The organism is Ruegeria sp. CDSB136 (genome assembly GCF_059610965.1).
Map to the genome: position 1 here is coordinate 224,687 of NZ_JBXWOP010000002.1, position 22,392 is coordinate 247,078.

Sequence of the window (22,392 nt, forward strand, 5' to 3'; positions counted from 1 at the left end):
CTGGTCATACGTTCAAGTCCTTATAACCGCCTTGTGGCTTGGCTTATTTTCCGGTCCAGCTACATTTCGCGTATGGCAGCCTGTTGCAACTTGGGTGAATGATTGATGCGATTTCTGAGGCAAAGCCTTGTCGGTGTCTTTCTGGCGTCCCTGACGCTGGCCCTGTTGTTTGTGGCTGCACAGATGATCGCAAATGCGCTGCAGGATGTGTTGACCAGGGACGAAAACCGCCCGCCAGCGCAGGAGAGGGTATTTGCGGTCAGCGTCAAACCCGCGCTGGTGGAAACGGTAATCCCCTATCTGGATGCATTTGGCGAAGTGCAAAGCCGCCGCAGGCTTGAGTTGCGCGCAGCTCTGGGTGGGCGGGTTGTGTCCCTGGCCGAGGAATTTGAAGATGGCGGCGTTGTGTCCGCTGGCGAGGTGCTGGTTGAACTGGACCCCGCCGATGCGCAATCGGCGCTGGACCGTGCCAAGTCCGATCTGCTGGATGCCCAGTTCGAAGAGCGCGATGCCGAACGGTCGCTGCTGCTGGCGCAGGACGAGTTGAACTCGGCCGAAGCTCAGGCCGAGTTGCGCGGACGCGCCCTGCAGCGCCAGAAGGATCTGCAAAGCCGTGGCGTTGGTGCCGCCGCCAGCGTGGAAGAGGCTGAACTGGCCGCAGCGTCGGCTCAGCAATCGGTTCTGGCCCGGCGGATCGCACTGGCGCAGGCCGAATCCCGTGTCGATCAGGCCACCACGTTGCTGGCCCGCGCGCGGATCGCCTTGGAAGCGGCCGAGCGGGATCTGGACGACATGACGATTCGCGCCCGGTTTGGCGGCACGCTGACCGATGTCACACTGGTAGAGGGCCGATTGGTGACGGCCAATGAAAAACTGGCCGAACTGGTCGATCCGGACGCGCTGGAAGTGGCGTTTCGGGTGTCGACCGCACAGTATGTGCGCCTGCTGGACGCGCGGGGCGAGCTGATCAAAGCCCCCGTTTCCGTGTCGCTGGAAGTGACCGGCACTGACCTGGTCGCCCTTGGCCGGATCAGCCGCGACAGCGGATCGGCGGGGGAAGGGCAGACCGGTCGGTTGATCTATGCCCGCCTGAATGATGCGTTTGGTTTCAAACCCGGTGACTTCGTAACGGTCTCGGTCGAGGAACAACCCGTCGAGAATGTTGTTCGCATGCCGTCGACGGCTCTTGATGCGTTTGGCACCGTACTGGTGCTGGGTGATGGCGACCGGCTTGAGGCGCTGCCTGTGCAATTGATCCGCCGACAGGGCGATGAGGTTCTGCTGCGCGGGCAGGGGCTGGAAGGGCGCGAGGTGGTGATCGGGCGCACCCCGTTGCTGGGCGCGGGCGTACGTGTGCGCCCCTTGCGGGCCGAAGCCCGGGCGCAATCGGACACGGATATGGTCGAGTTGTCGGATGAACAACGCGCGCAGTTTGTGGCGCAGGTCGAAGCCAGCGCAGGCATGTCGCAGGACGCCAAGGCCCGCGTGCTGGGCCAGTTGAGCGAGGCGAAAGTGCCTGCATCGCTGGTGCGCCGTCTTGAAAGCCCGACAGGGGGATAAGCGTCATGATGCGCGAAATCCCCGGTGCAGCAGGCGGTATCCTGAGCTACTTCATCCGGCACCGGACCGTGGCCAATCTTTTGCTGCTGGTGATGTTGGTTCTGGGCGCCGCCGCGATTCCGAACATGCGGGCGCAGTTCTTTCCCGATGTGGTGCTGGAACGGGTGGACGTCACCGTCAATTGGGATCAGGCCGGCCCCGAGGATATGGACAGTGCCATCGTCAGGGTTCTGGAACCGGCCCTGCTGGCTGTCGAGGGCGTGACCAGCACCGAATCCAGTTCGCATCCCGGACATTCGCGCATCCGGATGGAGTTCGAACCGGACTGGGACATGGCCCGCGCCGTCGAGGAGGTGCGCACCGCTGTTGACGCTGTAACCGATCTGCCGGACGACGCTGACGAGCCTATTATCCGGCGCGGCGCCTGGCGGGATCGCGTCACGGACGTCGTACTGACCGGACCGGTCGGGACCGAACAGCTTGCGAACTTCACCGATGAGCTGATCAGCCGCCTGTTCGCAGCCGGTGTGACCCGCACATCGATCCGCGGCATTGCCGCGCCGCGTGTGGTGGTCGAGGTGCCGACCGCGCAGCTGATTGCCAATGACATCACCCTGTCCGAAATCGCCTCGGCCATTGCGGCCGAGGTCAATGCCAGCCCTGCGGGGCTGGTAACTGGGGCAAATGCACGCATCAAAGCCGGCACAGAAAAACGTACGCCCCAAGAAATCGAAGGCATTGCGCTGCGCACGTTCGAGGACGGCGCGAAGCTGGTGGTCGGCGATGTGGCGCGGATTTTCGTCGAAGGCGTCACCCGTCATCGCAGCTATTTCGTCGATGACGACCCGGCCATGTCGATCCGCGTCGATCGCTCGAATCTTGGGGATGCGATCGACATCCAGCATCGGGTCGAGGATGTCGTCGCCGAGATGCAAGCCAGTCTGCCCGATGGTGTCACGATCGAACTGATCCGGACCCGGGCGCAGGCCATCACCGACAGGCTGAACATTCTTGTAGACAATGGTCTGCTCGGCCTGGGTCTTGTGGTCTGCCTGCTGTTTCTCTTTCTCAATGCGCGTATTGCGTTCTGGGTTGCAGCCGGAATTCCCGTCGCCATGTCCGCCGCGATCGCGTTCATGTATATCGGCGGGCTGTCCATCAACATGGTTTCACTGTTCGGCCTGATCATCACACTGGGTATTGTGGTCGATGACGCCATCGTGGTCGGTGAACATGCCGATTTCCGTGCACGGCGATTGGGCGAGGCACCGATGGTTGCAGCCGAACGGGCCGCGCGACGGATGGCGATGCCCGTCTTTGCCGCAACAGTCACGACGGTTATCGCCTTTTTTGGCCTGACCCTGGTTGGCGGGCGCTTCGGGGTGTTGATCCGCGATGTCCCGTTTACCGTGATTGCCGTCCTGATCGCCTCACTGATCGAGTGTTTCCTGATCCTGCCGAACCATATGGCCCATGCCATAAAACACTCGGCCAAGGAACACTGGTATGACCTGCCCAACCGGGTGGTGAACAAGGGGTTTCGCTGGGTGCGCGACCACCTGTTCCGGCCGCTGATCGGCTGGGTGGTCTGGGCCCGCTATGTGGTTGTCGCGGTGATGGTGGTGATTCTGGCCAGTCAGGTCGCGCTGTTTATCCGTGGAGATGTGAACTGGCGCTTTTTCAACGCGCCCGAGCGTGGTTCGGTCACAGGCAGCTTCATCATGCGCGAAGGGGCGACGCGGGATGACACGCTGGAAATGATGCGCATGTTGCAGCAGGCCGCCGAAGAGATGGGTCAGATCTATGCGGAGCGCCATGGGCGCAATCCCATCGAATATGCGCTGGCCCAGATCGGCGACACGCCGGGCTATGGGCTTGCGGCGGCAGACGGCAAGGACGGGTCGCTGCTGGGGGGTATTTCCATCGAACTGATCGATGCCGATCAGCGCCCCTATTCCAGTTTCGAGTTTGTCGGAGAATTGCAGGAATATGTTCCGCGCCATCCCAAGGTCGAGCTTGTCACGTTTCGCGGCTGGCGGTCCGGCCCAGGCGGCGATGCGATCGATGTTCAGTTTTATGGGGCTGAGATCGACACGCTCAAATCGGCGTCCGAGGATTTGCAGACCGAACTGTCGAAATACCCCGAGGTTTCCGCGCTGCAGGACGATCTGGCCTATGACAAGGAAGACTTCATCCTGGAACTCACAGCACAGGGTCAGGCCCTGGGATTCCGGATCGAAACGCTGGGCCGGGTTCTGCGCAGCCGCCTGAACGGCATCGAGGCCGCAACCTTCCCGGATGGTCCGCGCAGCGCCGAAATACGGGTTGAACTGCCCGAAAGCGAACTGACGGCCGATTTTCTGGAACGCACACTGATGCGGTCGCCCGAAGGGATATACGTACCGCTGGCCGATATCGTTTCGGTCCAGCGAAAGTCAGGCTTTTCCACGATCCGGCGCGAGAATGGCTTGCGGGTGGTCTCGGTAAATGGCGACATCTCCGAAGATGACCCCGATCGTGCTGCAGAAATCGAACGCGCACTCAGTCAGGAAATCCTGCCCAAAATCGCCTCCGAGCGGCAGGTCGAATGGCGCATGTCGGGGCTGAGTGAGCAGGAAGATGATTTCCTGTCGCAGGCGCGCACCGGCCTGATCCTGTGCCTGACGGGCATTTATCTGGTTCTGGCCTGGGTCTTTGCGAGCTGGACGCGGCCGTTGTTAGTCATGGCGATCATTCCATTTGGCCTCGTGGGTGCCATCTGGGGCCACTACATCTGGGCTGTACCGCTTAGCATGTTCACGGTCGTGGGCCTGCTGGGGATGACAGGGATAATCATCAACGACTCCATCGTGCTGGTGACGACCATCGACGCCTATCAACAGGACAGGGGGTTGATTCCGTCCATTGTCGAAGGCACAGCCGACAGGTTGCGGCCGGTGATGCTGACCACTTTGACCACGGTCCTGGGTCTCACACCGCTGCTGTACGAAGGCTCGCAGCAGGCGCAGTTCCTCAAGCCCACAGTAATCACGCTGGTCTACGGTCTTGGGTTCGGAATGCTTCTGGTTCTGTTGCTTGTACCTGCGCTGCTGGCCATCCTGAATGACGTGACACGTCCGATGACCTCAATGCGTCGCGCCCTGCGCGCGCCGGATAGGGTGGTGCAAGGGATGATTGTCATAACCGGTTTGGCATTGCTGGCCTGGTTTGCGGTGACGATGGTGTGGCCCGCTGTCGCGGGCACGCCGCTGACCGCTCTGGCCGACTTTTACCCCGGCGAAGATGGTTCTGCGGTTCTGCGTATGGGACTGGGTGTGTTCGCTGCCGGTGCGGCGCTGATCCTGGTGCTGAGCGTCGCGCTATCCGGTCTGATTTACGCGCGGCTCAGAGGCCGGATCGGGGCTTGACCCCGTCCAATGCGGTCTCCAGCAGGTCGGCGACACGTGCGCTCATATTCAATTCGCCGCGCGTGATCTGATCGATGGGAAACCAGCGCGCGTCCATCGCGTCATCGCCGGCAACCGGATCGCCGGCCTGATATCGGCAGGCTACGCCGACCAGCAGGTAATGCGACAGAACCTGCCCGTTGGGATCACGACGCAGCAGATCCAGATTGTCCAGATACTGCAGAGGTTCAGCCATCACCGATGTTTCCTCGTGCAATTCACGCTGCGCGGCCTGCATCACGGTCTCGCCCCATTCGACATGACCGCCGGGAAATCCCCAAAGCCCGGCATCCGGTTGCTTGGAGCGCTGAACCAGCAACACCTGATCCTGATGGACAACAACGGCCAGAGCGCCGATTTTTGGGTATTGCATCACCGGATCAGCCCGCGCTGCATCCCTGAATGTCAACCGCGTGGCTGCTGCCCAGCACTGTGATCCTGACGGCTGACCGGTCCAGTGCAAAGGGACTGCCCGATGCATTGACCACCTCGGTCCGGGCGATCAGCGTGTCGCCCTGCCGCCGGGTTTCGGGATGCGCGGCCCACAAGGCCGGATTGCCCGGCTCGATCACGGCGACCTCGGTCCCTCCGGCTGATGGCATGGTGATGCGCGCCTCGATTTGCATGCCATCTTTTGTGGGCGACAGGTGGCACTTGGCGCTGGCCACACGGGCCTCGTTGGCGGAATAGGGGCGTTGTGCCAATGCGGCGGCAATGGCCGGGTTGCGTCCTGCGTTCTTGTCCAGGGTATGATCGAAACCCAGCCGCTCGGGGATGCAGACATCCTTGCACACGCCCAGATCCATCTCACCGCGCAGACGCACTGGTTTGGCAGGGTTCTTTGGCGTGATCTCGACCGGAAGAACCAGCTGATCCTGATACCCGATCGAGCGCAACCCGTTCTGGTCAAAAACATCCGGCGCAGGCCAGGTGATCGAAATGTCGCCAACGTTGCGCGACCCTTTCCAGTCGAACTGTGGCGGGATGCCCGCATCGCCCGGCGCGCGCCAGTAAGTTTTCCACCCGTCTTTCAGGGTCAGGCGCAACGCACCCAGATAGGTGCCGTTGGCAGTGCGCCCGCCATCCAGAATATCCAGTTGCACAGGTTTGCCCACGCTCTGCGACAGGGCAGGCGAGGCAAGGGCAAAACAGGCGGTCAGCGCAACTGCGGCGGGTCTGAGAAGTGATCGCATACTACATAAATGCGCGCTCTGGCGCGCGATTCCAAGTCACGTTCCGGTCACTGGGGTGAAATACCGCTAAATGTCGGACGATCCCTTGCCAATTGTGGTCCCACGGGTTCATTGTTGAGACAGGACTCAGTCAGAAACGGCGGCTTATGGATCTTACCGGAAAACTGTTGATTGCGATGCCGGGAATGGGCGATCCGCGCTTTGACCACTCGGTTGTCTATATCTGCAGCCATGGTGAAGACGGCGCCATGGGGCTGATTGTCAACAAACCGTCGGACCTACGCATCAAGACATTGCTGGGGCAGCTCAATATTGCCTGCAACATTCCCGTCATAGGTGAGCGTCTGGTCCATTTCGGCGGTCCGGTCGAGATGTCGCGCGGCTTCGTCCTGCACAGTGCCGATTACGAAGCTAACCTCCACTCGATGCAGATTTCGACCGATTTCAGCATGACGGCTACGCTGGACGTGCTGGAAGATCTGGCTTCGGGGCGGGGGCCTTTGAACTCGATGCTGACGCTGGGATACTCCGGATGGGGCCCGGGCCAGCTTGAGGATGAGATTGCCATGAATGGCTGGCTGACGACCGATGCAACCTCGAAACTGGTGTTCGATGTCGCTGATGACGAAAAGTGGGAGGCCGCGCTGGCAACCCTTGGCGTTGATCCCCTGACCTTGTCGGCCAGCGCAGGACGCGCCTGATCAGCTGTCGCGCGGGGCCGCCGCGCGGCGCAGCCGGTCGTTGATTGCCGCCCCAAGGCCATGGTCGGGGATCGGCGAGACCGCAATCGGGCGGCCTGTTGTGTTCAGCGCATGAAGGGCAGAAAACAGGTTGGCCGCAGCTTCGGTCAGCACACCATCAGCCGAAAGATTCAGGTCACAGTCGACCGGTCCAAAGCCCAGCAGGACCTCATCCCCTTGTCGGGACAGCGCATTCAGCCGAACCGGCGCGTCCGGAGCGTAATGAGACTGTAATTGTCCCGGCGCCGTCAAAAGGTCCCCGGGCTGGTGATGATGCAGTCGTGTGTTCAGAACCTCCTCGATCTGTTCCAGCGCCACGCCCCCCGGACGCAGCAGCGCCGGTTCTCCGGCCAGGCCGACGATGGACGATTCCAGCCCGACACCGCAGGGGCCGTCATCCAGAATGGCTGCGATACGCCCACCCAGACCGGCGCGCACATGCTCGGCGGTGGTCGGGCTGATCTGTCCTGACGGGTTGGCGGATGGCGCGGCCACCGGACCATCGAATTCGGCCAGCAATGCCCGCGCGCTGGGATGCGCAGGCACCCGGACGGCCAGCGTGTCCAGCCCGGCTGTGACCAGCGATGAAATGCCATGTCCGTCGCGCAGCGGCAGGACCAGCGTCAAAGGCCCGGGCCAGAACGCGGCGGCCAGTCGCTCGGCCTGATCGGACCAGCGGACGAACCGCTGCGCTGCCTGAACGGATGCGACATGCGCGATCAGCGGATTGAAGCTGGGCCGCCCCTTTGCTTCATAAATCCCGGCGACCGCTTCGCCATTTCGGGCATCACCGCCCAGGCCATAGACCGTCTCGGTCGCAAACGCGACCAGAAGACCCTGCCGCAGCAGGTCCGCAGCGCGTGAGATGCCGGCCGGATCTGCGCTCAGGTCGAGTGTGCCGTGGGGGATCATGACTGGTGACGCCGCGTTTTGATTGCTTGTAACATGGGGAAGAGTAGGTAATGCCTTCGAGCCCAGATGCATAGTGCCGTGCGCGGATGATTCCAAGCCCGCCTGCGCAAACCGAACTGACAGCCCCGAGGGAAGCCATGACGTATCGCGCCCCAGTCCCAGATTATGAATTCCTGTTCCGCAACGTGATCGACTTTGACCAGATCGCAGCCACCGAGATGTTTTCAGAGGCCAGCGCGGACGTGGTCAGCGCCATTCTGACCGAAGCAGGCAGGATGTGCGAAGAAGTGATGGCCCCGCTGCAACGCCCCGGTGATCTGGAACCGGCGCGGCTGGAAAACGGGGTTCTGCGCTCGTCTCCGGGGTATGCCGATGGCTGGAAGGCGATATCCGAAGGGGGCTGGATCGGGATAAGCGGCGATCCTGAATATGGCGGCATGGGCCTGCCGATGACCTTGACCAGCGCAGTGAACGAGATGATGAGCGCGGCCTGCCTTTCGCTGCAACTGGCCCCGCTGATGAGCCAGGGCCAGATCGAGGCGCTGGAGCATCACGCCAGTGCCGAGCTGAAAGAGCTTTATCTGCCCAAACTGATGTCGGGCGAATGGTCCGGCACGATGAACCTGACCGAGGCGCAGGCCGGGTCGGACGTGGGTGCCCTGGCCTCAAAGGCGGAACCGAACGGGGATGGCACCTACGCGGTGACGGGTCAGAAGATCTTCATCTCGTGGGGCGACAACGATTTCGCGGAAAACGTCTGCCACCTGGTGCTGGCGCGCCTGCCGGACGGCGTTCCCGGGACCAAGGGAATTTCCCTGTTTCTGGTGCCCAAGTTCATCCCGGATGAGAACGGCAATCCAGGCGTGGCGAACGATCTGAAGGTTGTGTCGCTTGAGCACAAGATGGGCCTGCACGGCTCACCGACCTGCGTCATGCAATATGACGGGGCCAGGGGCTGGCTGGTTGGCAAGGAACATGGCGGCATGGCCGCGATGTTTACGATGATGAACAATGCCCGTCTGGGTGTTGGCGGGCAGGGCGTCGGCGTTGCGGAAGGCGCCTATCAGCATGCGCTGGCCTACGCGCTTGAGCGCAGGCAGGGCAAGACGCCCTCGGGTGCGATCATCGACCATGCCGATGTGCGCCGCATGCTGATGGAAATGCGCGCGGATGTGTTCGCGGCACGGGCCATCCTGCTGGCCAATGCAGTGGCCATCGACATGGCCAACGCGACCGGCGATGCGAACTGGTCGGCCCGCGCTGCGCTGCTGACGCCGATTGGCAAGGCTTTTGGCACCCAGACTGGCATGCGTGTCGCCGAAACCGGCGTGCAGGTTCACGGCGGCATGGGTTTTATCGAGGAAACCGGAGCGGCCCAGTATTACCGCGACGTCCGCGTGACCGCGATTTACGAAGGCACCAATGGTATTCAGGCGATGGATCTGGTCGCCCGCAAAATGATGGACGGCGGTGAGGTTGCGGCACGGCTGCTGGATGAAATCGAAGATCACGCAGAACAGGCGCGGGCCACCATGCCGGAACTGGCCGGCCCGGTCTGGGAAGCCACCGAAAGTCTGCGAGAGGCCACCGAATGGCTGGTTTCCCAGTCGGAAATGAACAACCGCTTTGCCGGGGCCGTCCCATATCTGCAAGCTTTTGCGCGGGTTCTGGGCGCGCATTACCATCTGGCGGCGGCGCTGGCGGAACCCGATGGGCCGCGGTTCAAGCTGGCACGGTTCTACATCAACGCTTTGTTGCCCGAATATGCGGGCCTGCTGGCACAGGCGCAAAACGGGGCGGACGATATCTTTGCGCTCAACCCGGATGAGCTGCTGGCATGAAGGATGGTGAGCAACGATTGACGACACACTACCCCTGGCCGGACCCTCCGGCCCCCGGTGAGGCGATGGAGATTGCCGAAGGCGTCCTTTGGCTGCGCCTGCCGCTGCCCATGGCGCTGGATCATGTCAATGTCTATGCGCTGGATGATGGCGACGGCTGGACGGTGATCGACACCGGTATTTCGTCCAGAAAGTCGCGTGGCATCTGGCAAACGCTGATGGACGGGCCACTGGCAGGCAAGCCGGTGACCCGTGTTGTCGTTACGCATCATCACCCCGACCATGTTGGCAATGCAGGGTGGTTCCAGACCGAACACGGCGCTGAACTGGTGGCCAGCCGCACCGCATGGCTGTTTTCGCGGATGCTGACACTGGACGTGCAGGAAACCTGGCCGCAGGAAACGTTGGACTACTACCGCAGCGCGGGCATGGCGCATGAAATTCTGGCAAAGCGCATGTCGGACCGGCCCTTCAACTTTGCCGACACCGTTTTTCCGATGCCGTTGGGCTATAGCCGGATCAAACAGGGCGACGTGATCCGCATGGGCGGGCGTGACTGGGACGTTCACATGGGCAATGGCCACGCGCCCGAACACGCCACGTTCTGGAGCCGCGATGACAATCTTGTCCTGTCCGGCGATCAGATCATCAGCTCGATCAGCCCCAATCTGGGAGTCTATGTCACCGAACCCATGGCGGATCCGGTGGCCGAGTGGCTGGAAGCCTGCGAGCGGCTGTCGGCGCTGGCGCGTCCCGATCATCTGGTGCTGGCCGGGCACAAGCTGCCCTTCACCGGATTGCCGGTTCGCATGCGGCAACTGGTCGACAATCATCACGGCGCGCTCCGGCGGCTGCTGGATCATCTGGACCGGCCCAAATCTGCCGCCGAGTGCTTTGCCCCCCTGTTCAAGCGTCCGATTGGCGATGGTGAATACGGTCTCGCGCTGGTCGAGGCGGTTGCACATCTGAACCATCTCTACCACATTGATGCTGTAACCCGGTCGCGCCGCGCGGACGGGGCGTGGGAGTTTCAGCGCAAAGGGTAAGCCATGCAGGATCAGATCGAAACCTCGGCCGAGGCCGCAGAATCCGCCGCATTGCCACGCTGTTACGAGGTCCACGCCAACTCCAGTGCGCAATCGGGCAACAAGGATCTTCCCGGCCGCCTGAAAAAGCCGGTCGAAACCAAAAGCCCGGCCCAGTGGGCCTATGAACGCCTGATCCTGTATATCCAGAATTTTGAAAAGACGCTGGACGGCGATCAGGAGGTTGCCATGGGCTTCACCGGCGGCGATGCCGGGGTAATGCGGATCGAGGGGATGGGTTATTTCGACCCTGACGTGATCACCTTTTTCGGCTCGGACGCCACCGGTGCGCGCACCCAACTGGTACAGCATGTCAGCCAGTTGAACGTGATGCTGCGCGCGCTGCCCAAATCGGTCGAGGACAAGCCTGCCAACCGCATCGGTTTTCGGCTGGCTGCGGATCTGGAAGAAAGCTGACAGTCCCGCTTGCAATTCACGCAATCGCAGCCTTGAATGAGCGTATCATTCAGGAGAGCGCCGCGTGACACATTTCTCAACCGTTACAGAGGCCTGGCGGGGGGCTTGGGCGCGCCGTCGGGTGTTCGTACCGATCTATGTTGCGGTGCGACTTTTGCTGGTGGCGCTGATTGCGCCGGGCGTGGCGATAGCCGTGCAACTGGCGGTGTCCCTGTCCAATCAAAGTGCCCTGACCGATCAGGCCATTGCCGGGTTCATCCTGTCCCCGGTGGGCTTTATCGCGGCGATCCTTGCGCTCAGCCTGTTTCTGCTGGCCGAAGTGTTTGTCTTCTCCGTCATGGCGGGTTCTCTGCGCATGGGCGAGGCCGATCCCTGGCGCGCCGGCAGCTCCGCCATCCAACTGATCCTGTCCCGACTGCCCGCTTTGTTCGGCTTTGCGGTCCGGTTTGTCCTGCGCGTGTTGCTGCTGGTTCTGCCCTTTGCAGCCATTGCCGCCGTTGTCGCGTGGTGGACACTGACGGAATACGACATCAACTATTACCTGACCTTCCAGCCACCCTCGTTCTGGGTGGCGGTCGTTCTGATCGGGTTAATCGTTCTGGCATTGGCCTGGGTTTTGATCCGCAGGCTGTCGGCCTGGGCCCTGTCGCTGCATCTGGTTCTGTTTGAAAGCTGCAATCCGGCAGAAGCGTTTGAAACCAGCACCGGGCGGATGGAGGGCAAACGCGGACGCCTAAAGATCGAACTGGCGCAGTGGCTGGGCATACGCATCGTGATCGCAGCCGGAATTGCGGCTGTGGCTGGGTTTCTGTTCGATCTCGTACCCCTGCAACCGGGTGGTCGTCTGCAACTGGCACTGACCTACACACTGGTCATCGCCGCGCTCTGGTCGCTGGCCGGTCTTGTTCTGGCGGCCGTCGCGCTGGGCGCTTTGGCGGTGCTACTGGACGGTTTCTTCGAGGCAAAAACGTCAGACATCCCCCACCCCGAACCGGGCAACTTGAGGTTGCCGCTATTTGGTGTTTTGGGGGCTGCCGTCCTTGCAGTGCTGGCCGGTGGCTGGTTCGGGCAGCGGCTGCTTGAACAGGTGCAGGCCCCCGACCACGCGGATGTCATCGGCCACCGCGGGGCCGCGGCCTTGCGGCCCGAAAACACCATGGCGGCCGTTCTTAAGGCCATCGAGGATGGCGCGGACTGGGTTGAGATCGACGTGCAGGAAACGGCCGATGGTGAGGTCATCGTCGCCCATGACAGCGATTTCATGAAACTGGCGGGCGTCAACCTCAAGGTCTGGGATGCCACAATGGACGACGTCGCGGACATCGATATCGGCAGTTGGTTCGGACCCGAATACGCCTCGGAACGCACGCCGACCCTGCGTGAGGTGCTGGAAGCCGCAAAAGGCCGGTCGAAGGTGATCATCGAACTGAAATATTACGGCCATGACGTCGATCTGGAAAACCGGGTTGCCACAACTGTCGAAGAAATGGGGATGCAGGACGATATCGCCACAATGTCCTTGAAATATCCGGCGGTGCAGAAGATGAAGGCCCTGCGCCCGGACTGGCGCGCCGGTGTACTGGCTGCGACCGCAGTCGGCAATCTGTCGGGGTTGGATGGCGATTTTCTGGCGGTGAACGCGGCGATGGCGACACCCGGGCTGGTCCGGTCTGTCCATGCTGCCGGCAAGGATTTGTATGTGTGGACGGTGAACGATCCGTTGCAGATGTCGGCTTTGGCGTCGATGGGCGTCGATGGTCTGATCACCGACCGGCCTGCCATGGCCCGCGAGGTTCTGCGCGTCCGAGCCGAGATGGGTCCGGCTGAACGTTTGCTGCTGTGGTTGGCCACCGAGTTCGGGATGACCGTGGACACAGAGGCGATGCGCGATGCGAGCCCTTAAAACGGCGCTTATCCTGATCGCCCTTGGCACATCCACCGCCGCGCAAGATCTGATGCGCGGCATCGAGATGCCCGGCCATCAGGCCCTGATGACACAATCGGCCGGGGCCGAAGTGACGCCATTTGAAACCGATGGCTGCTCGGGCGGGCTGTCGGCCAGCTGGCGATTGGTGGCTGACATCATCCCAAGCTTCGCCGCACGCTATGAAAACAACCCTCCGTGGGAATATTGCTGCGTTACCCATGACAGCGCCTATCACAACGCCGGCGGCGCAACGCGGGCCGAAGACAGCTATGACGCCCGCCTGTCGGCGGACGATGCACTGCACGCCTGTGTCGAACAACACGGCGATGCGCATGCCGAAGAATACGCGGATCGTTACGGGGTGACACCCGAACAGGTCCGAACCGCCCATTCGGTCACCGCGGATGCCATGTATATGGCGGTGCGATTTGGTGGCGGCCCCTGTTCCGGCCTGCCATGGCGATGGGGCTTTGGTTTTCCGGGCTGTTCGGTATTCGGGTCACAGTCACCTGCGCGCGAATGACGTGGTGACAGCGCTTTCGTTTTCCTTTATCCAAAGCCCAAACACGCGAATTCAGGAGTCTTCCGACATGGCCGAACACAAGCACGGCGAGATGGACATCACAGTTCAAACCAAAACCTTCGAAGGGTTCGTCAAAGCCACAGTCTGGTGCTGTGTGGCCATTGCTTTCCTGGGATTGTTCCTGGCGGTTTTCGCGTCTTGATCTGAACGGGGCGAACCGTGCTCAGAATAATTGTCGCCTGCCTGCTGGCAGTGACCGTGGCTGGCTGCACCGGATCGAATCGTCCGCAGGCAGACCTGGCCGAGGTCGCTGCACGGTCCTACCGTGACCCCGGCCCGTCGACGCTGACGCTTTATACGATGATCAACACCCGGACCGGATCGGGCGCGCATACGTCGCTGATGATCAGCGCCAGCGAGCGGGTGATCTTTGACCCTGCGGGATCGTTCCGCGCGGATGTGGTTCCGAACAAGGATGATGTCCTTTACGGCATCACGCCCGCCGTAGAACGCGCCTATCGCAGCTCGCACGCGCGCGAGACGCATTTTGCGCGCATCCAGACCATCGAGGTCACGCCGCAACAGGCCGAGATCGCCTATCAACTGGCCAAGCAGTCCGGCCCGGTGGCCAGCGCGTATTGCGCCCATTCGACGGCCAGTATCCTGAGGCAAGTGCCGGGGTTCGAACAGATCGACGTCACATTCTACCCGGTCAAACTGTCGGAACAGTTCGCCCAGATTCCGGGCGTGGTGACAGAAGAATACCGCGAATACGACGACGCGGACCTGCAAAAGGGTCTGGCTGCGAACAACGCGCGCCTCAATCAACTGGACGCGACCTCAACCCAGTAGGTAGAGCAACCCGTACAGCGTGGCGGCGCCCGAAAAGATTGCCGCCAGAACGTTCTTGGTGACCAAACCGACCGACAGCGCCACCACGGCGGCAGCCATGCGGGGCAGGTCCGGCTGACCTTCGGTTGCGGCGGGCCAGACAACAAGTGGTGCGATCAGCGCCGGAATGATCGCCACCGCCGTGTACCGCAGATGACGCAGCAGCCACGGCGGCATGGGGCGGTCTCCGACGAGGCCGATAAAGGTAAAACGCAGGGCAAAGCTGCCGACGGCCAGGCCGACGATGATGATCCACATGGTTGTCGGGTCAATCTGGGTCATGTCTCTTTCCGCTCCAGCCTGCGTTCCAGCATCAGTTCGGCCTGCGCGCCCGCCATCATGCCCGCCGCGCCCGCGATCAGCAGGCCCAGATTGAATGGCACCGAAACGGCCAGCAGGGCGACAATGATCGCAACCAGCGCCGCAATCACATGCGCCAGCGTCCGCATCATTGGTCCGATCATGGCCAGAAACGTGATCGGCAGGGCGAAATCCAGCGCCCAGCTTTCCGGGATTTGAGCGCCCAGCACCGCCCCGAGATAGGTGGCGAATATCCAAAGCGGGGTGATCGGTGTGACCGAGCCAAAGAAATAGGCCATCCTTTGTGACACGGTCATCTTCGGTTCTTTTTCAAACTGGACGATCCCGCAGGCATAGGATTGATCGACCGTCAGGTAAGCCGCAATGGCCCTTTGCCACAACGGGGCGGCCCCAAGATAAGGTGTCAGCGAGGCGGAATACATCGCCACCCGCAGGTTCACCGCAAGCGCCGAGATCAACACAATCGCCGTGGGCGTGTTGTCCTGCAACAGTTGCAGGGCGGTGAACTGCGCGGCACCTGCAAACACCGTTGCGGAAAACGCGATGGTCTGAACGATATCCAGCCCGGCCTCTGTCGCGAAAACACCAAACAGCGTGCCAAAGGGGATGGCCACGAAGATAAACGGCGTGCCGTCCCGAAAACCCTTCCAGAAGTAAGACTTGGATGTGGTGTCTGCCATGGCTAGATCCTATGGTGTCGCCAGCACAACTAGCGGTCTTGGGAAAGGGTTGCAATTGGCCACGCACACGGACCTGTCGGACTACATCATCGCGCCTGATCCCGGCGCGGCCCGCCTGACCCGCGCGGTGGAAGGCGTGGACCAGAACGGCGAGGTCAGCCAGATCTCGGTGGTCGAGGAGCGCCCGCTGACGATTTTCCTCAATGCGCAGGAGATCGTGACGGCGATGACCATCGGCGACTACCCCGAATATCTGGCGCTGGGTTTTCTGCGCAATCAGGGGATGCTGCTGGCGGATGATGAGATCACCGGCGTCGATTATGACGACGATCTGGAAACCGTGGTTGTTCGCACAGCGCGCCAGACCTCGTACGAGGACAAGCTGAAGAAAAAGACCCGCACCAGCGGTTGCGCGGTCGGTACCGTCTTTGGCGACATGATGGACGGGCTTGAGGATGTTCGCCTGCCGCAGGTTTCTTTCCGCACCTCATGGCTTTATGAACTTGCGGCCCGGATCAACCGTACCCCGTCGCTGTATCTTCAGGCCGGGGCGATTCACGGCACCGTCCTGTGCCGGGAAAACCGCCCGCTGGTCTATATGGAAGATGTGGGTCGCCACAACGCCGTCGACAAGATCGCTGGCTGGATGCTTTCGACCAGGGAGGAGGCTGGTGACAAGATCCTCTACACCACGGGCCGCCTGACGTCCGAGATGGTGATCAAGACCGCGATGATGGGCATTCCGGTTCTGGCTTCGCGATCGGGATTCACGGCATGGGGCGTTGAAATTGCACGTGAGGTCGGGTTGACCCTGATCGGTCGTATGCGCGGCCAGCGGTTCGTATGCCTGTCCGGCGAGGATCGTCTTGTTCGGGATATCGACCCCTCGTCCGTGGCGGTTGAGGACAAAAAACATCGCAGGAAAAGCGCAGGATGACCAAACCAAAGGGCGTGATCCTTGCAGGCGGTCTGGCCACCCGGATGGGCGGAGGCGACAAGGGCCTGCTGCAACTGGGCGGGCAAAGCCTGCTAACCCGGGTAATTGACAGGCTGGCGCCGCAGGTCGATGGTCTGGCGCTGAACGCCAATGGCGATCCGTCCCGGTTCAGTGCCCTGAACCTGCCTGTGCTGCCGGACACAATCGAAGGTTTTGCCGGTCCGCTGGCCGGTGTTCTGGCCGGTCTCGACTGGGCCGCGGAGCAGGGCGCCAATAGCATCGTCACCGCTGCTGCCGACACGCCGTTCTTTCCCCGCGATCTGGTGGCGCGGCAGATGCAGGCGGCTGAAGGACAGGCGCATCCGCTTGTATTGGCGACGACCCCGCGCACGGGTGACGAAGCTCTGAAATCCGGCGGTGGAAAGCGGGTCAACCGGCACCCGACATTCGGGTTGTGGCCAGTCGCATTGCGCGACGATCTGCGGGCCGCGTTGCAGGACGGGCTGCGCAAGGTCGTCTTGTGGACCGATAAACATGACGGTCGCGAGGCGTTGTTTCCGGTAGACCCTTTCGATCCGTTCTTCAACGTGAACACGCCCGAAGACCTCGAAAGGGCGCAGACCTTGCTGGAGCAGGCATGAGGGTCTACGGCGTCACCGGCTGGAAAAACGCGGGCAAGACCGGGTTGATGGAGCGACTGGTGGCCGAGATCACCGGACGGGGGTTCACGGTTTCAACCGTCAAACACGCGCATCATGCCTTTGACGTCGATCAGCCGGGCACCGACAGCTACCGTCACCGTGGTGCCGGCGCCTCCGAGGTTCTGCTGGCGTCCGGGCAGCGTGTCGCCCTGATGCAGGAACTGCGCGGCGCACCCGAGCCGTCTCTGGACTCGCTGCTGGCCCGGCTCTCACCGGTCGATCTGGTCCTGATCGAAGGATACAAACGCGAACGCCACCCCAAGGTCGAGGCATTTCGGGCCGAGCCCGGCAACCCGCTGATCGCTTTAAAGGATGAAACGATCCGGGCGGTGGCCAGCGACACGCCACTGGATCTGGATCGCCCGGTCTTTGACCTAAACGACACTGCGCGCATTGCTGCGTTCATCCTGCAAGAGGTTGGTTTGTGACCACATTCGACACCTTTGCGATGGTCGATTGGTCTGGTGGAAATGACACAGGGCCAACGCCCCGCAAGGATGCGATCTGGGGATGTATGGTGCGCGACGGGGCCACTGGTCAGGCTGAATACTTGCGCAATCGTAAGGTCGCAGAAGATTGGCTGACCAGGTTGATTGAAACGGAACTGAATGCGGGTCGGCGCCTGTGTCTGGGGTTCGATTTCCCATTCGGCTATCCTAGGGGCTTTGCCCGCGCACTGACCGGTGCGGACGATCCGCTGGGCTTGTGGGAGTGGTTCGAACACCGGATCGAAGACGCGCCGAAGGCCAATAACCGTTTCGATCTCGCCGGCCGGATCAACCGGGATTTCGGCGGCAGGGGCCCGTTCTGGTTCAACGGTCTGGCCCGCGATGTTCCGGGCCTGCCGAAAACCAAAGCGGATTATCACAATCCCTTTCCGGATCGCCGTCAGGTGGAAGCTCTGGCCAAGGGTAGCTTCACCTGCTGGCAGATGGGCGGATCCGGCGCGGTTGGCGGGCAGGTGATGACCGGACTGCCGGTTCTGTCCCGCCTGCGTCGCCGATTTGCAGGGCAGGTGGCCGTCTGGCCGTTCGAAGTGCTGGACAAACCGGTCGCCTTTGTCGAAATCTGGCCCTCACTGACGCTGGGGGCGGAACCCGATGATCGGATCAGGGACGCCTGGCAGGTCGAACAAGTCGCGAAGTCTCTGGCGCAGATGCCAGAGGCGGAACTGACCCGGCAGCTGACCGTCAGCGCCGCCGAAGAAGGATGGATTTTGGGCGTGCCACAGGACAAACCGAATATCACACCACCGCCATTGCAAAACGACTGCTTTGCCCTGCCCGCAGGCGTGGACTGGACCCCGGTGGATGAGGCATTGGCCTTGCTGCAGGACCGGCTTTCGGTAGTGAAGGGGGCTGAGACCGTGCCACTGGGTCAGGCGACAGGTCGTATTCTGGCGGCGGATCAGATCGCGAAACGCTCCAATCCGCCGCAACCCAATACGGCGGTAGATGGCTATGGGTTTGCAGGGCCTTTTGCAGAAGGCGCACAGGTTCTGCCCCTGATCCAAGGGCGCGCGGCGGCGGGTATACCGTTTGAAGGCACCGTTCCCCCCGGTCAGGCCCTTCGGGTTCTGACCGGGGCGGCTCTGCCTGCGGGTGTGGATACCGTCATTCTGGAAGAGGATGTGACCGTTCAGGACGGCCACATTGCCTTTCACGGCCCTCTAAAAAAGGGCGCGAATACCCGAAAGGCAGGCGAGGATGTGGCCGCCGGAGATCTGGCTTTGGCCGCAGGTCGCCGCCTGACACCCCCGGATCTGGCGCTGCTGTCAGCAGTGGGAATTGCCGAGGTTCCGGTGCGCAAGACCCTGCGCGTGGCGGTTCTGTCCACCGGTGACGAACTGATCGAAGCCGGAGAGCCCGCCGGACCCGGGCAGATATTCGATGCCAACCGCCCGATGTTGCTGTCTCTGGCAGCCCGGATGGGATTCGCTGCGGTTGATCTGGGCCGTGTGGCCGATGATCGTGACGCGTTGGCGACGCGGCTGGACGAGGCGTCCGAGCGGGCCGATGTGATTCTGACCAGTGGTGGCGCATCCGCGGGCGACGAAGATCATGTCTCCGCTCTGCTGCGGCAGGCCGGGGCGATGCATGAATGGCGTATTGCGCTGAAACCGGGCCGTCCGCTGGCGCTGGGGATGTGGAAGGGCACTCCGGTCTTCGGCTTGCCGGGCAATCCGGTGGCGGCACTGGTCTGCACGCTGATCTTTGCGCGCCCCGCCCTGGGGCTGATGGCCGGCGAAGGCTGGCAGGAACCGCAAGCGTTTGACCTGCCCGCCGACTTTGAAAAACGCAAGAAACCTGGTCGCCGCGAATATCTGCGTGCACGGGTCCGGGACGGTCGTGCTGAAGTATTCGCGTCAGAAGGTTCGGGCCGGATCAGCGGCCTCAGCTGGGCCGAGGGACTGGTCGAGATCGAAGACGGCGCGCGCCATATCCGGCCCGGCGACCCTGTCCGGTTCATTCCCTATGGCAGTTTCGGGCTGTAGCGGCGCCTGTCAGTCGAAGGTACCCGCAACCCGTCCCAGCAGCATGAACGCGCGGGCGGTTCGGGTTTCACCTAGCGCGGTCAGTTCAGCATCGCTGGCGATGGGCTCGAATTCCACGATCATGTTGTCGAACCGCCGCAGAAAATGGTGCGCGGCGTCGCGGAAAATCGGGTCCTGCTTCATTCGCGCCGCCGTCAAGGCCAGCGAGGACCGGTCCCGAATGCCGCCCAGAGCGGCCACTGCACGGCCGCGTGCGCCCTGCGCGAACTGGCGCCAGATTTCAGGTCGGGCCATGTCGGGACGCAGGTCGTCCATATAGATCCCCTCCTGGCTGAGAAGGGTCAGCACATCCTGCGAGGCCTGCACCAGTTGTGCGGTCTTCCTGTCCTTCAGCGCCAGCCTCAGGGCGTCGAACCCTTCGGCATCGTCCTGTGTTTCAGGAAAGTTCAGGGCACGGATAAAGATACCGGTCGGCAGAGGGCGCGCGATGTCTTCCGCTGGTGTGCCAAGCGCAAGTGAGGTCTGGTCTCCCGGTGATGGTGCCGCCCTGCGCACAGGTTCGCGGCGCTTGGAAGAAAACGTAGCCAATGCGCTTTCCGTCTTCTTCGCTGTCTGCGCGATTTCATCCAGCTTCTTGCTGACGGCGGGCTCATACGTACTGGCGGCGCGCTGCTGCTGCGTGACATAGGCGTTTCGGATCGCGTCGATTGCCGTCTGCAGTCGGGCACTTTCCTCGCGCATGACGCGGCTGGCGCGCATGGCCATGGCCGCCACCCAGATCATGGCCACGGGCATGAACACTGCAAGCAGCGTGACGATGAAACTGCTGGTTTCGACCCGGCCGGGCAGCACCAGAAAAACCACCGAAACAACCAGCCAGATCAGGCTGAGAACAACAGCCGCGATCTCGATGCCGCTCATCGACGGCGCTCCGGGGCGATCATAGATGCCCAGAGATGTCGGTTGTTTGGTTTCGCGGTCAGGATTGGACCCCGACATGATCAACGCTCCGATCAGGCGTACTCGATACTCAGAATTTCATAAGACCGCACACCGCCGGGGGTGCGGACTTCGACACTGTCCCCCTCTTCCTTGCCAATCAGGGCGCGGGCAAGGGGGGATTTGATGTTCAATAGGCCTTTTTCGATGTTGGCCTCATATTCACCCACGATTTTCCAGGTCTTTTCTTCGTCGGTGTCTTCATCGACCAGCCTGACCTTGGCGCCGAACTTGATCGCGCCCGACAGTTTGGCCGGATCAATTACGTCAGCCAGCGACAGGATACCTTCCAGCTCTTTGATGCGCCCTTCGATAAAACCCTGTTTTTCACGGGCCGAATGATACTCGGCGTTTTCCTTCAGGTCGCCCAGTTCCCGCGCCGTCGCGATGGCCTCGATGATCGCCGGGCGTTCGACGGACTTCAGGTTCTTCAATTCCGCCTCAAGCGCGGCATTGCCCGCGGGCGTCATGGGAATTTTTTCCATTTTGTCTTCGTCCACGCATAAATTGAGTCGCCCCGCCGCTCAAAGCGTCGGGGCGAATGATGGGTCGTCAGATACCTGACCCAAATGCAGCGTGAAATGCAAGGGGGCTCAGTGGTTCCGGTGCTTTATTCGCGAACTCGCGCCGTCGGGATGGGGCAAGGCATGCCTGCGGCGATGCCCCAGAAGGTCGCCCCTGCGCCAGTGATGCGCTTCGGTTCCCAGCCACAGCAACTCAATCATACTGCACCACCTCGAATTCGATGCCGTTGTCATCCTCGAAATAGAACCGCCTGCCGGGTTCGTAATCCGCATGGTTGTGCGGCTTGAATCCCGCTTTGCGCACCTTGCTTTCAGTGGCATCGATATCCTCGACCAGCACGCCGACATGGTTCAGCCCGCCGACATAGTCGTAACTGTTCTCACCCGAGCGCATGGGTTTGCCCGGCGCATAGAGCGCGAGATAGGTGTGTGCGCTGCCCACGTGGACCGTATAGCCGCCAGCGATTGCCGGACCTTCCCACCGGGTTTTCCAGCCAAAGACCTTCTCCATCCAGTCTGCCGAAGCCTTTGGGTCGCGGACAGTGAAATTGGTGTGTTCAAGCGTCGCCATCATGGGATCTCCTTTGCGAATTCAGGCTTGTCACGACTCACCGTAATTTCTAAACCTAACTTTAGGTCAAGAAGTTTTTTGAGGTTCTGATGGCTGCATCCGAAGGGCTGGCAATTGGCGCACTGGCCCGGCGCACCGGACTGGCTGTTTCAGCCATCCGGTATTACGAGGCACAGGGCCTGATTGCACCCTGGCGCAATGCAGGCGGGCAGCGTCGCTATCAACGTGCCGATATCCGGCGGCTGAGTTTTGTCATGATCGCCCAGCAATTCGGCCTGACCCTGCCGGAGATCCGAGAGGTGTTGTCGGGCCTGCCCGGAAACCGCACCCCCACACCGCAGGACTGGAAGCAGATCAGCACCACCCTGCGCGCCCGGCTGGATCTGCGAATCGATACCCTGACACGATTGCGCGACAATCTGGATGGCTGCATCGGGTGCGGCTGCCTCAGCCTGCCGAAATGCGCCCTTTACAACCCCGATGACCGGGCAAAATCCAATGGTAGCGGTCCCAGGTATCTCATGGGTGATACACCAGACGGCTGAACTGCCGTATTGCTGCTGTTTTACGCCGTGTTTCGATTGACCAAGGTCTTGCCGACCGGGTAATCAGCCGTGAAACAAAATTGCG

23 protein-coding genes are annotated in these 22,392 nt (G+C 61.7%); 15 read left to right on the forward strand and 8 right to left on the reverse strand.

From position 1 onward, the window contains the following. The first annotated feature begins 105 nt into the window (after positions 1 to 105). Entirely contained in the window at positions 106 to 1,560 is a 1,455-nt protein-coding gene (locus AC2FIR_RS03550; RefSeq protein WP_170679619.1) for an efflux RND transporter periplasmic adaptor subunit, read from the forward strand. Positions 1,561 to 1,565: 5 nt separating this feature from the next. Further along, positions 1,566 to 4,967, forward strand: a complete 3,402-nt coding sequence (locus AC2FIR_RS03555; protein ID WP_496744984.1) for an efflux RND transporter permease subunit — start codon at positions 1,566 to 1,568, stop codon at positions 4,965 to 4,967. On the opposite strand, the gene AC2FIR_RS03560 is transcribed toward AC2FIR_RS03555, so the two are convergent. Further along, complete coding sequence (locus AC2FIR_RS03560; protein ID WP_480813070.1) at positions 4,945 to 5,379, reverse strand: NUDIX hydrolase; 435 nt, start codon at positions 5,377 to 5,379, stop codon at positions 4,945 to 4,947. The genes AC2FIR_RS03555 and AC2FIR_RS03560 overlap by 23 nt on opposite strands. 7 nt (positions 5,380 to 5,386) lie before the next feature. Next, positions 5,387 to 6,199, reverse strand: a complete 813-nt coding sequence (locus AC2FIR_RS03565; RefSeq protein WP_480904662.1) for a protein-disulfide reductase DsbD domain-containing protein — start codon at positions 6,197 to 6,199, stop codon at positions 5,387 to 5,389. Between the two features lie 146 nt (positions 6,200 to 6,345). Between AC2FIR_RS03565 and AC2FIR_RS03570 the strand changes: the two genes are divergently transcribed. Beyond that, complete coding sequence (locus AC2FIR_RS03570; protein ID WP_170679624.1) at positions 6,346 to 6,900, forward strand: YqgE/AlgH family protein; 555 nt, start codon at positions 6,346 to 6,348, stop codon at positions 6,898 to 6,900. Here the strand turns inward: AC2FIR_RS03570 and AC2FIR_RS03575 are convergent, their stop codons facing one another. After that, positions 6,901 to 7,851: an L-threonylcarbamoyladenylate synthase gene (locus AC2FIR_RS03575; RefSeq protein ID WP_496744981.1), complete on the reverse strand. Its 951-nt coding sequence runs from the start codon at positions 7,849 to 7,851 to the stop codon at positions 6,901 to 6,903. A gap of 137 nt (positions 7,852 to 7,988) precedes the next feature. Here AC2FIR_RS03575 and AC2FIR_RS03580 point away from each other — a divergent pair, with 137 nt between their 5' ends. The 7 genes from AC2FIR_RS03580 (at position 7,989) to AC2FIR_RS03610 (ending at position 14,496) form a co-directional block, all read left to right on the forward strand. Next, positions 7,989 to 9,692 carry an acyl-CoA dehydrogenase family protein gene (locus AC2FIR_RS03580; RefSeq protein WP_496744980.1) on the forward strand — a complete coding sequence of 568 codons (1,704 nt, stop codon included), beginning with the start codon at positions 7,989 to 7,991 and terminating at the stop codon, positions 9,690 to 9,692. Continuing rightward, entirely contained in the window at positions 9,689 to 10,738 is a 1,050-nt protein-coding gene (locus AC2FIR_RS03585; RefSeq protein WP_480912550.1) for an MBL fold metallo-hydrolase, read from the forward strand. Before AC2FIR_RS03580 ends, AC2FIR_RS03585 begins: the two co-directional genes overlap by 4 nt. Positions 10,739 to 10,741: 3 nt before the next feature. After that, positions 10,742 to 11,194, forward strand: a complete 453-nt coding sequence (locus AC2FIR_RS03590) for a DUF6173 family protein (RefSeq protein WP_170614358.1) — start codon at positions 10,742 to 10,744, stop codon at positions 11,192 to 11,194. Positions 11,195 to 11,258: 64 nt separating this feature from the next. Next, on the forward strand, positions 11,259 to 13,097 hold the full coding sequence (locus AC2FIR_RS03595) for a glycerophosphodiester phosphodiesterase (protein ID WP_496744978.1): 1,839 nt from the start codon (positions 11,259 to 11,261) through the stop codon (positions 13,095 to 13,097). Further along, positions 13,084 to 13,644, forward strand: coding sequence for a hypothetical protein (locus AC2FIR_RS03600; RefSeq protein WP_170816942.1), 561 nt, complete (start codon positions 13,084 to 13,086; stop codon positions 13,642 to 13,644). The genes AC2FIR_RS03595 and AC2FIR_RS03600 overlap by 14 nt, the downstream gene beginning before the upstream one ends. 67 nt (positions 13,645 to 13,711) lie before the next feature. Continuing rightward, on the forward strand, positions 13,712 to 13,846 hold the full coding sequence (locus AC2FIR_RS03605) for an aa3-type cytochrome c oxidase subunit IV (RefSeq protein WP_170614361.1): 135 nt from the start codon (positions 13,712 to 13,714) through the stop codon (positions 13,844 to 13,846). Between the two features lie 17 nt (positions 13,847 to 13,863). Continuing rightward, a complete protein-coding gene (locus AC2FIR_RS03610) occupies positions 13,864 to 14,496 on the forward strand; it encodes a hypothetical protein (RefSeq protein WP_480491275.1) in 633 nt (210 codons plus the stop codon). Here AC2FIR_RS03610 and AC2FIR_RS03615 read toward each other — a convergent pair. Together AC2FIR_RS03615 and AC2FIR_RS03620 are read right to left on the reverse strand one after the other, a co-directional pair. Next, complete coding sequence (locus tag AC2FIR_RS03615; RefSeq protein WP_170614363.1) at positions 14,485 to 14,817, reverse strand: AzlD domain-containing protein; 333 nt, start codon at positions 14,815 to 14,817, stop codon at positions 14,485 to 14,487. The two genes, AC2FIR_RS03610 and AC2FIR_RS03615, sit on opposite strands and share 12 nt — an antisense overlap. Continuing rightward, positions 14,814 to 15,536: an AzlC family ABC transporter permease gene (locus AC2FIR_RS03620; RefSeq protein WP_170807388.1), complete on the reverse strand. Its 723-nt coding sequence runs from the start codon at positions 15,534 to 15,536 to the stop codon at positions 14,814 to 14,816. The genes AC2FIR_RS03615 and AC2FIR_RS03620 overlap by 4 nt, the downstream gene beginning before the upstream one ends. Here AC2FIR_RS03620 and AC2FIR_RS03625 point away from each other — a divergent pair. Genes AC2FIR_RS03625 through AC2FIR_RS03640 form a run of 4 tightly spaced genes read left to right on the forward strand, consistent with a single transcriptional unit; the run spans position 15,535 to position 19,668 of the window. Next, a complete protein-coding gene (locus tag AC2FIR_RS03625; protein WP_496761921.1) occupies positions 15,535 to 16,473 on the forward strand; it encodes a formate dehydrogenase accessory sulfurtransferase FdhD in 939 nt (312 codons plus the stop codon). The genes AC2FIR_RS03620 and AC2FIR_RS03625 overlap by 2 nt on opposite strands. Then, positions 16,470 to 17,114, forward strand: a complete 645-nt coding sequence (mobA, locus tag AC2FIR_RS03630; protein WP_496744974.1) for a molybdenum cofactor guanylyltransferase MobA — start codon at positions 16,470 to 16,472, stop codon at positions 17,112 to 17,114. The genes AC2FIR_RS03625 and mobA overlap by 4 nt, the downstream gene beginning before the upstream one ends. Next, on the forward strand, positions 17,111 to 17,602 hold the full coding sequence (gene mobB / locus AC2FIR_RS03635) for a molybdopterin-guanine dinucleotide biosynthesis protein B (protein WP_496744972.1): 492 nt from the start codon (positions 17,111 to 17,113) through the stop codon (positions 17,600 to 17,602). The genes mobA and mobB overlap by 4 nt, the downstream gene beginning before the upstream one ends. Continuing rightward, positions 17,599 to 19,668 (forward strand): molybdenum cofactor synthesis domain-containing protein, encoded by a 2,070-nt coding sequence (locus AC2FIR_RS03640; protein ID WP_480440891.1) that lies wholly within the window; start codon positions 17,599 to 17,601, stop codon positions 19,666 to 19,668. Before mobB ends, AC2FIR_RS03640 begins: the two co-directional genes overlap by 4 nt. Before the next feature lie 9 nt (positions 19,669 to 19,677). Here the strand turns inward: AC2FIR_RS03640 and AC2FIR_RS03645 are convergent, their stop codons facing one another. The 3 genes from AC2FIR_RS03645 to AC2FIR_RS03655 form a co-directional block, all read right to left on the reverse strand. Then, on the reverse strand, positions 19,678 to 20,667 hold the full coding sequence (locus AC2FIR_RS03645; protein WP_496744970.1) for a hypothetical protein: 990 nt from the start codon (positions 20,665 to 20,667) through the stop codon (positions 19,678 to 19,680). Positions 20,668 to 20,681: 14 nt separating this feature from the next. Continuing rightward, the gene (gene greA, locus AC2FIR_RS03650) at positions 20,682 to 21,152 is read right to left on the reverse strand and encodes a transcription elongation factor GreA (protein WP_170614368.1); all 471 of its coding nucleotides are present in this window, start codon (positions 21,150 to 21,152) and stop codon (positions 20,682 to 20,684) included. Between the two features lie 232 nt (positions 21,153 to 21,384). Then, positions 21,385 to 21,765: a VOC family protein gene (locus AC2FIR_RS03655; RefSeq protein WP_170614369.1), complete on the reverse strand. Its 381-nt coding sequence runs from the start codon at positions 21,763 to 21,765 to the stop codon at positions 21,385 to 21,387. Positions 21,766 to 21,851: 86 nt separating this feature from the next. Between AC2FIR_RS03655 and soxR the strand changes: the two genes are divergently transcribed. Then, positions 21,852 to 22,307 (forward strand): redox-sensitive transcriptional activator SoxR, encoded by a 456-nt coding sequence (gene soxR, locus AC2FIR_RS03660; RefSeq protein WP_170614370.1) that lies wholly within the window; start codon positions 21,852 to 21,854, stop codon positions 22,305 to 22,307. The last annotated feature ends 85 nt before the right edge of the window (positions 22,308 to 22,392 follow it).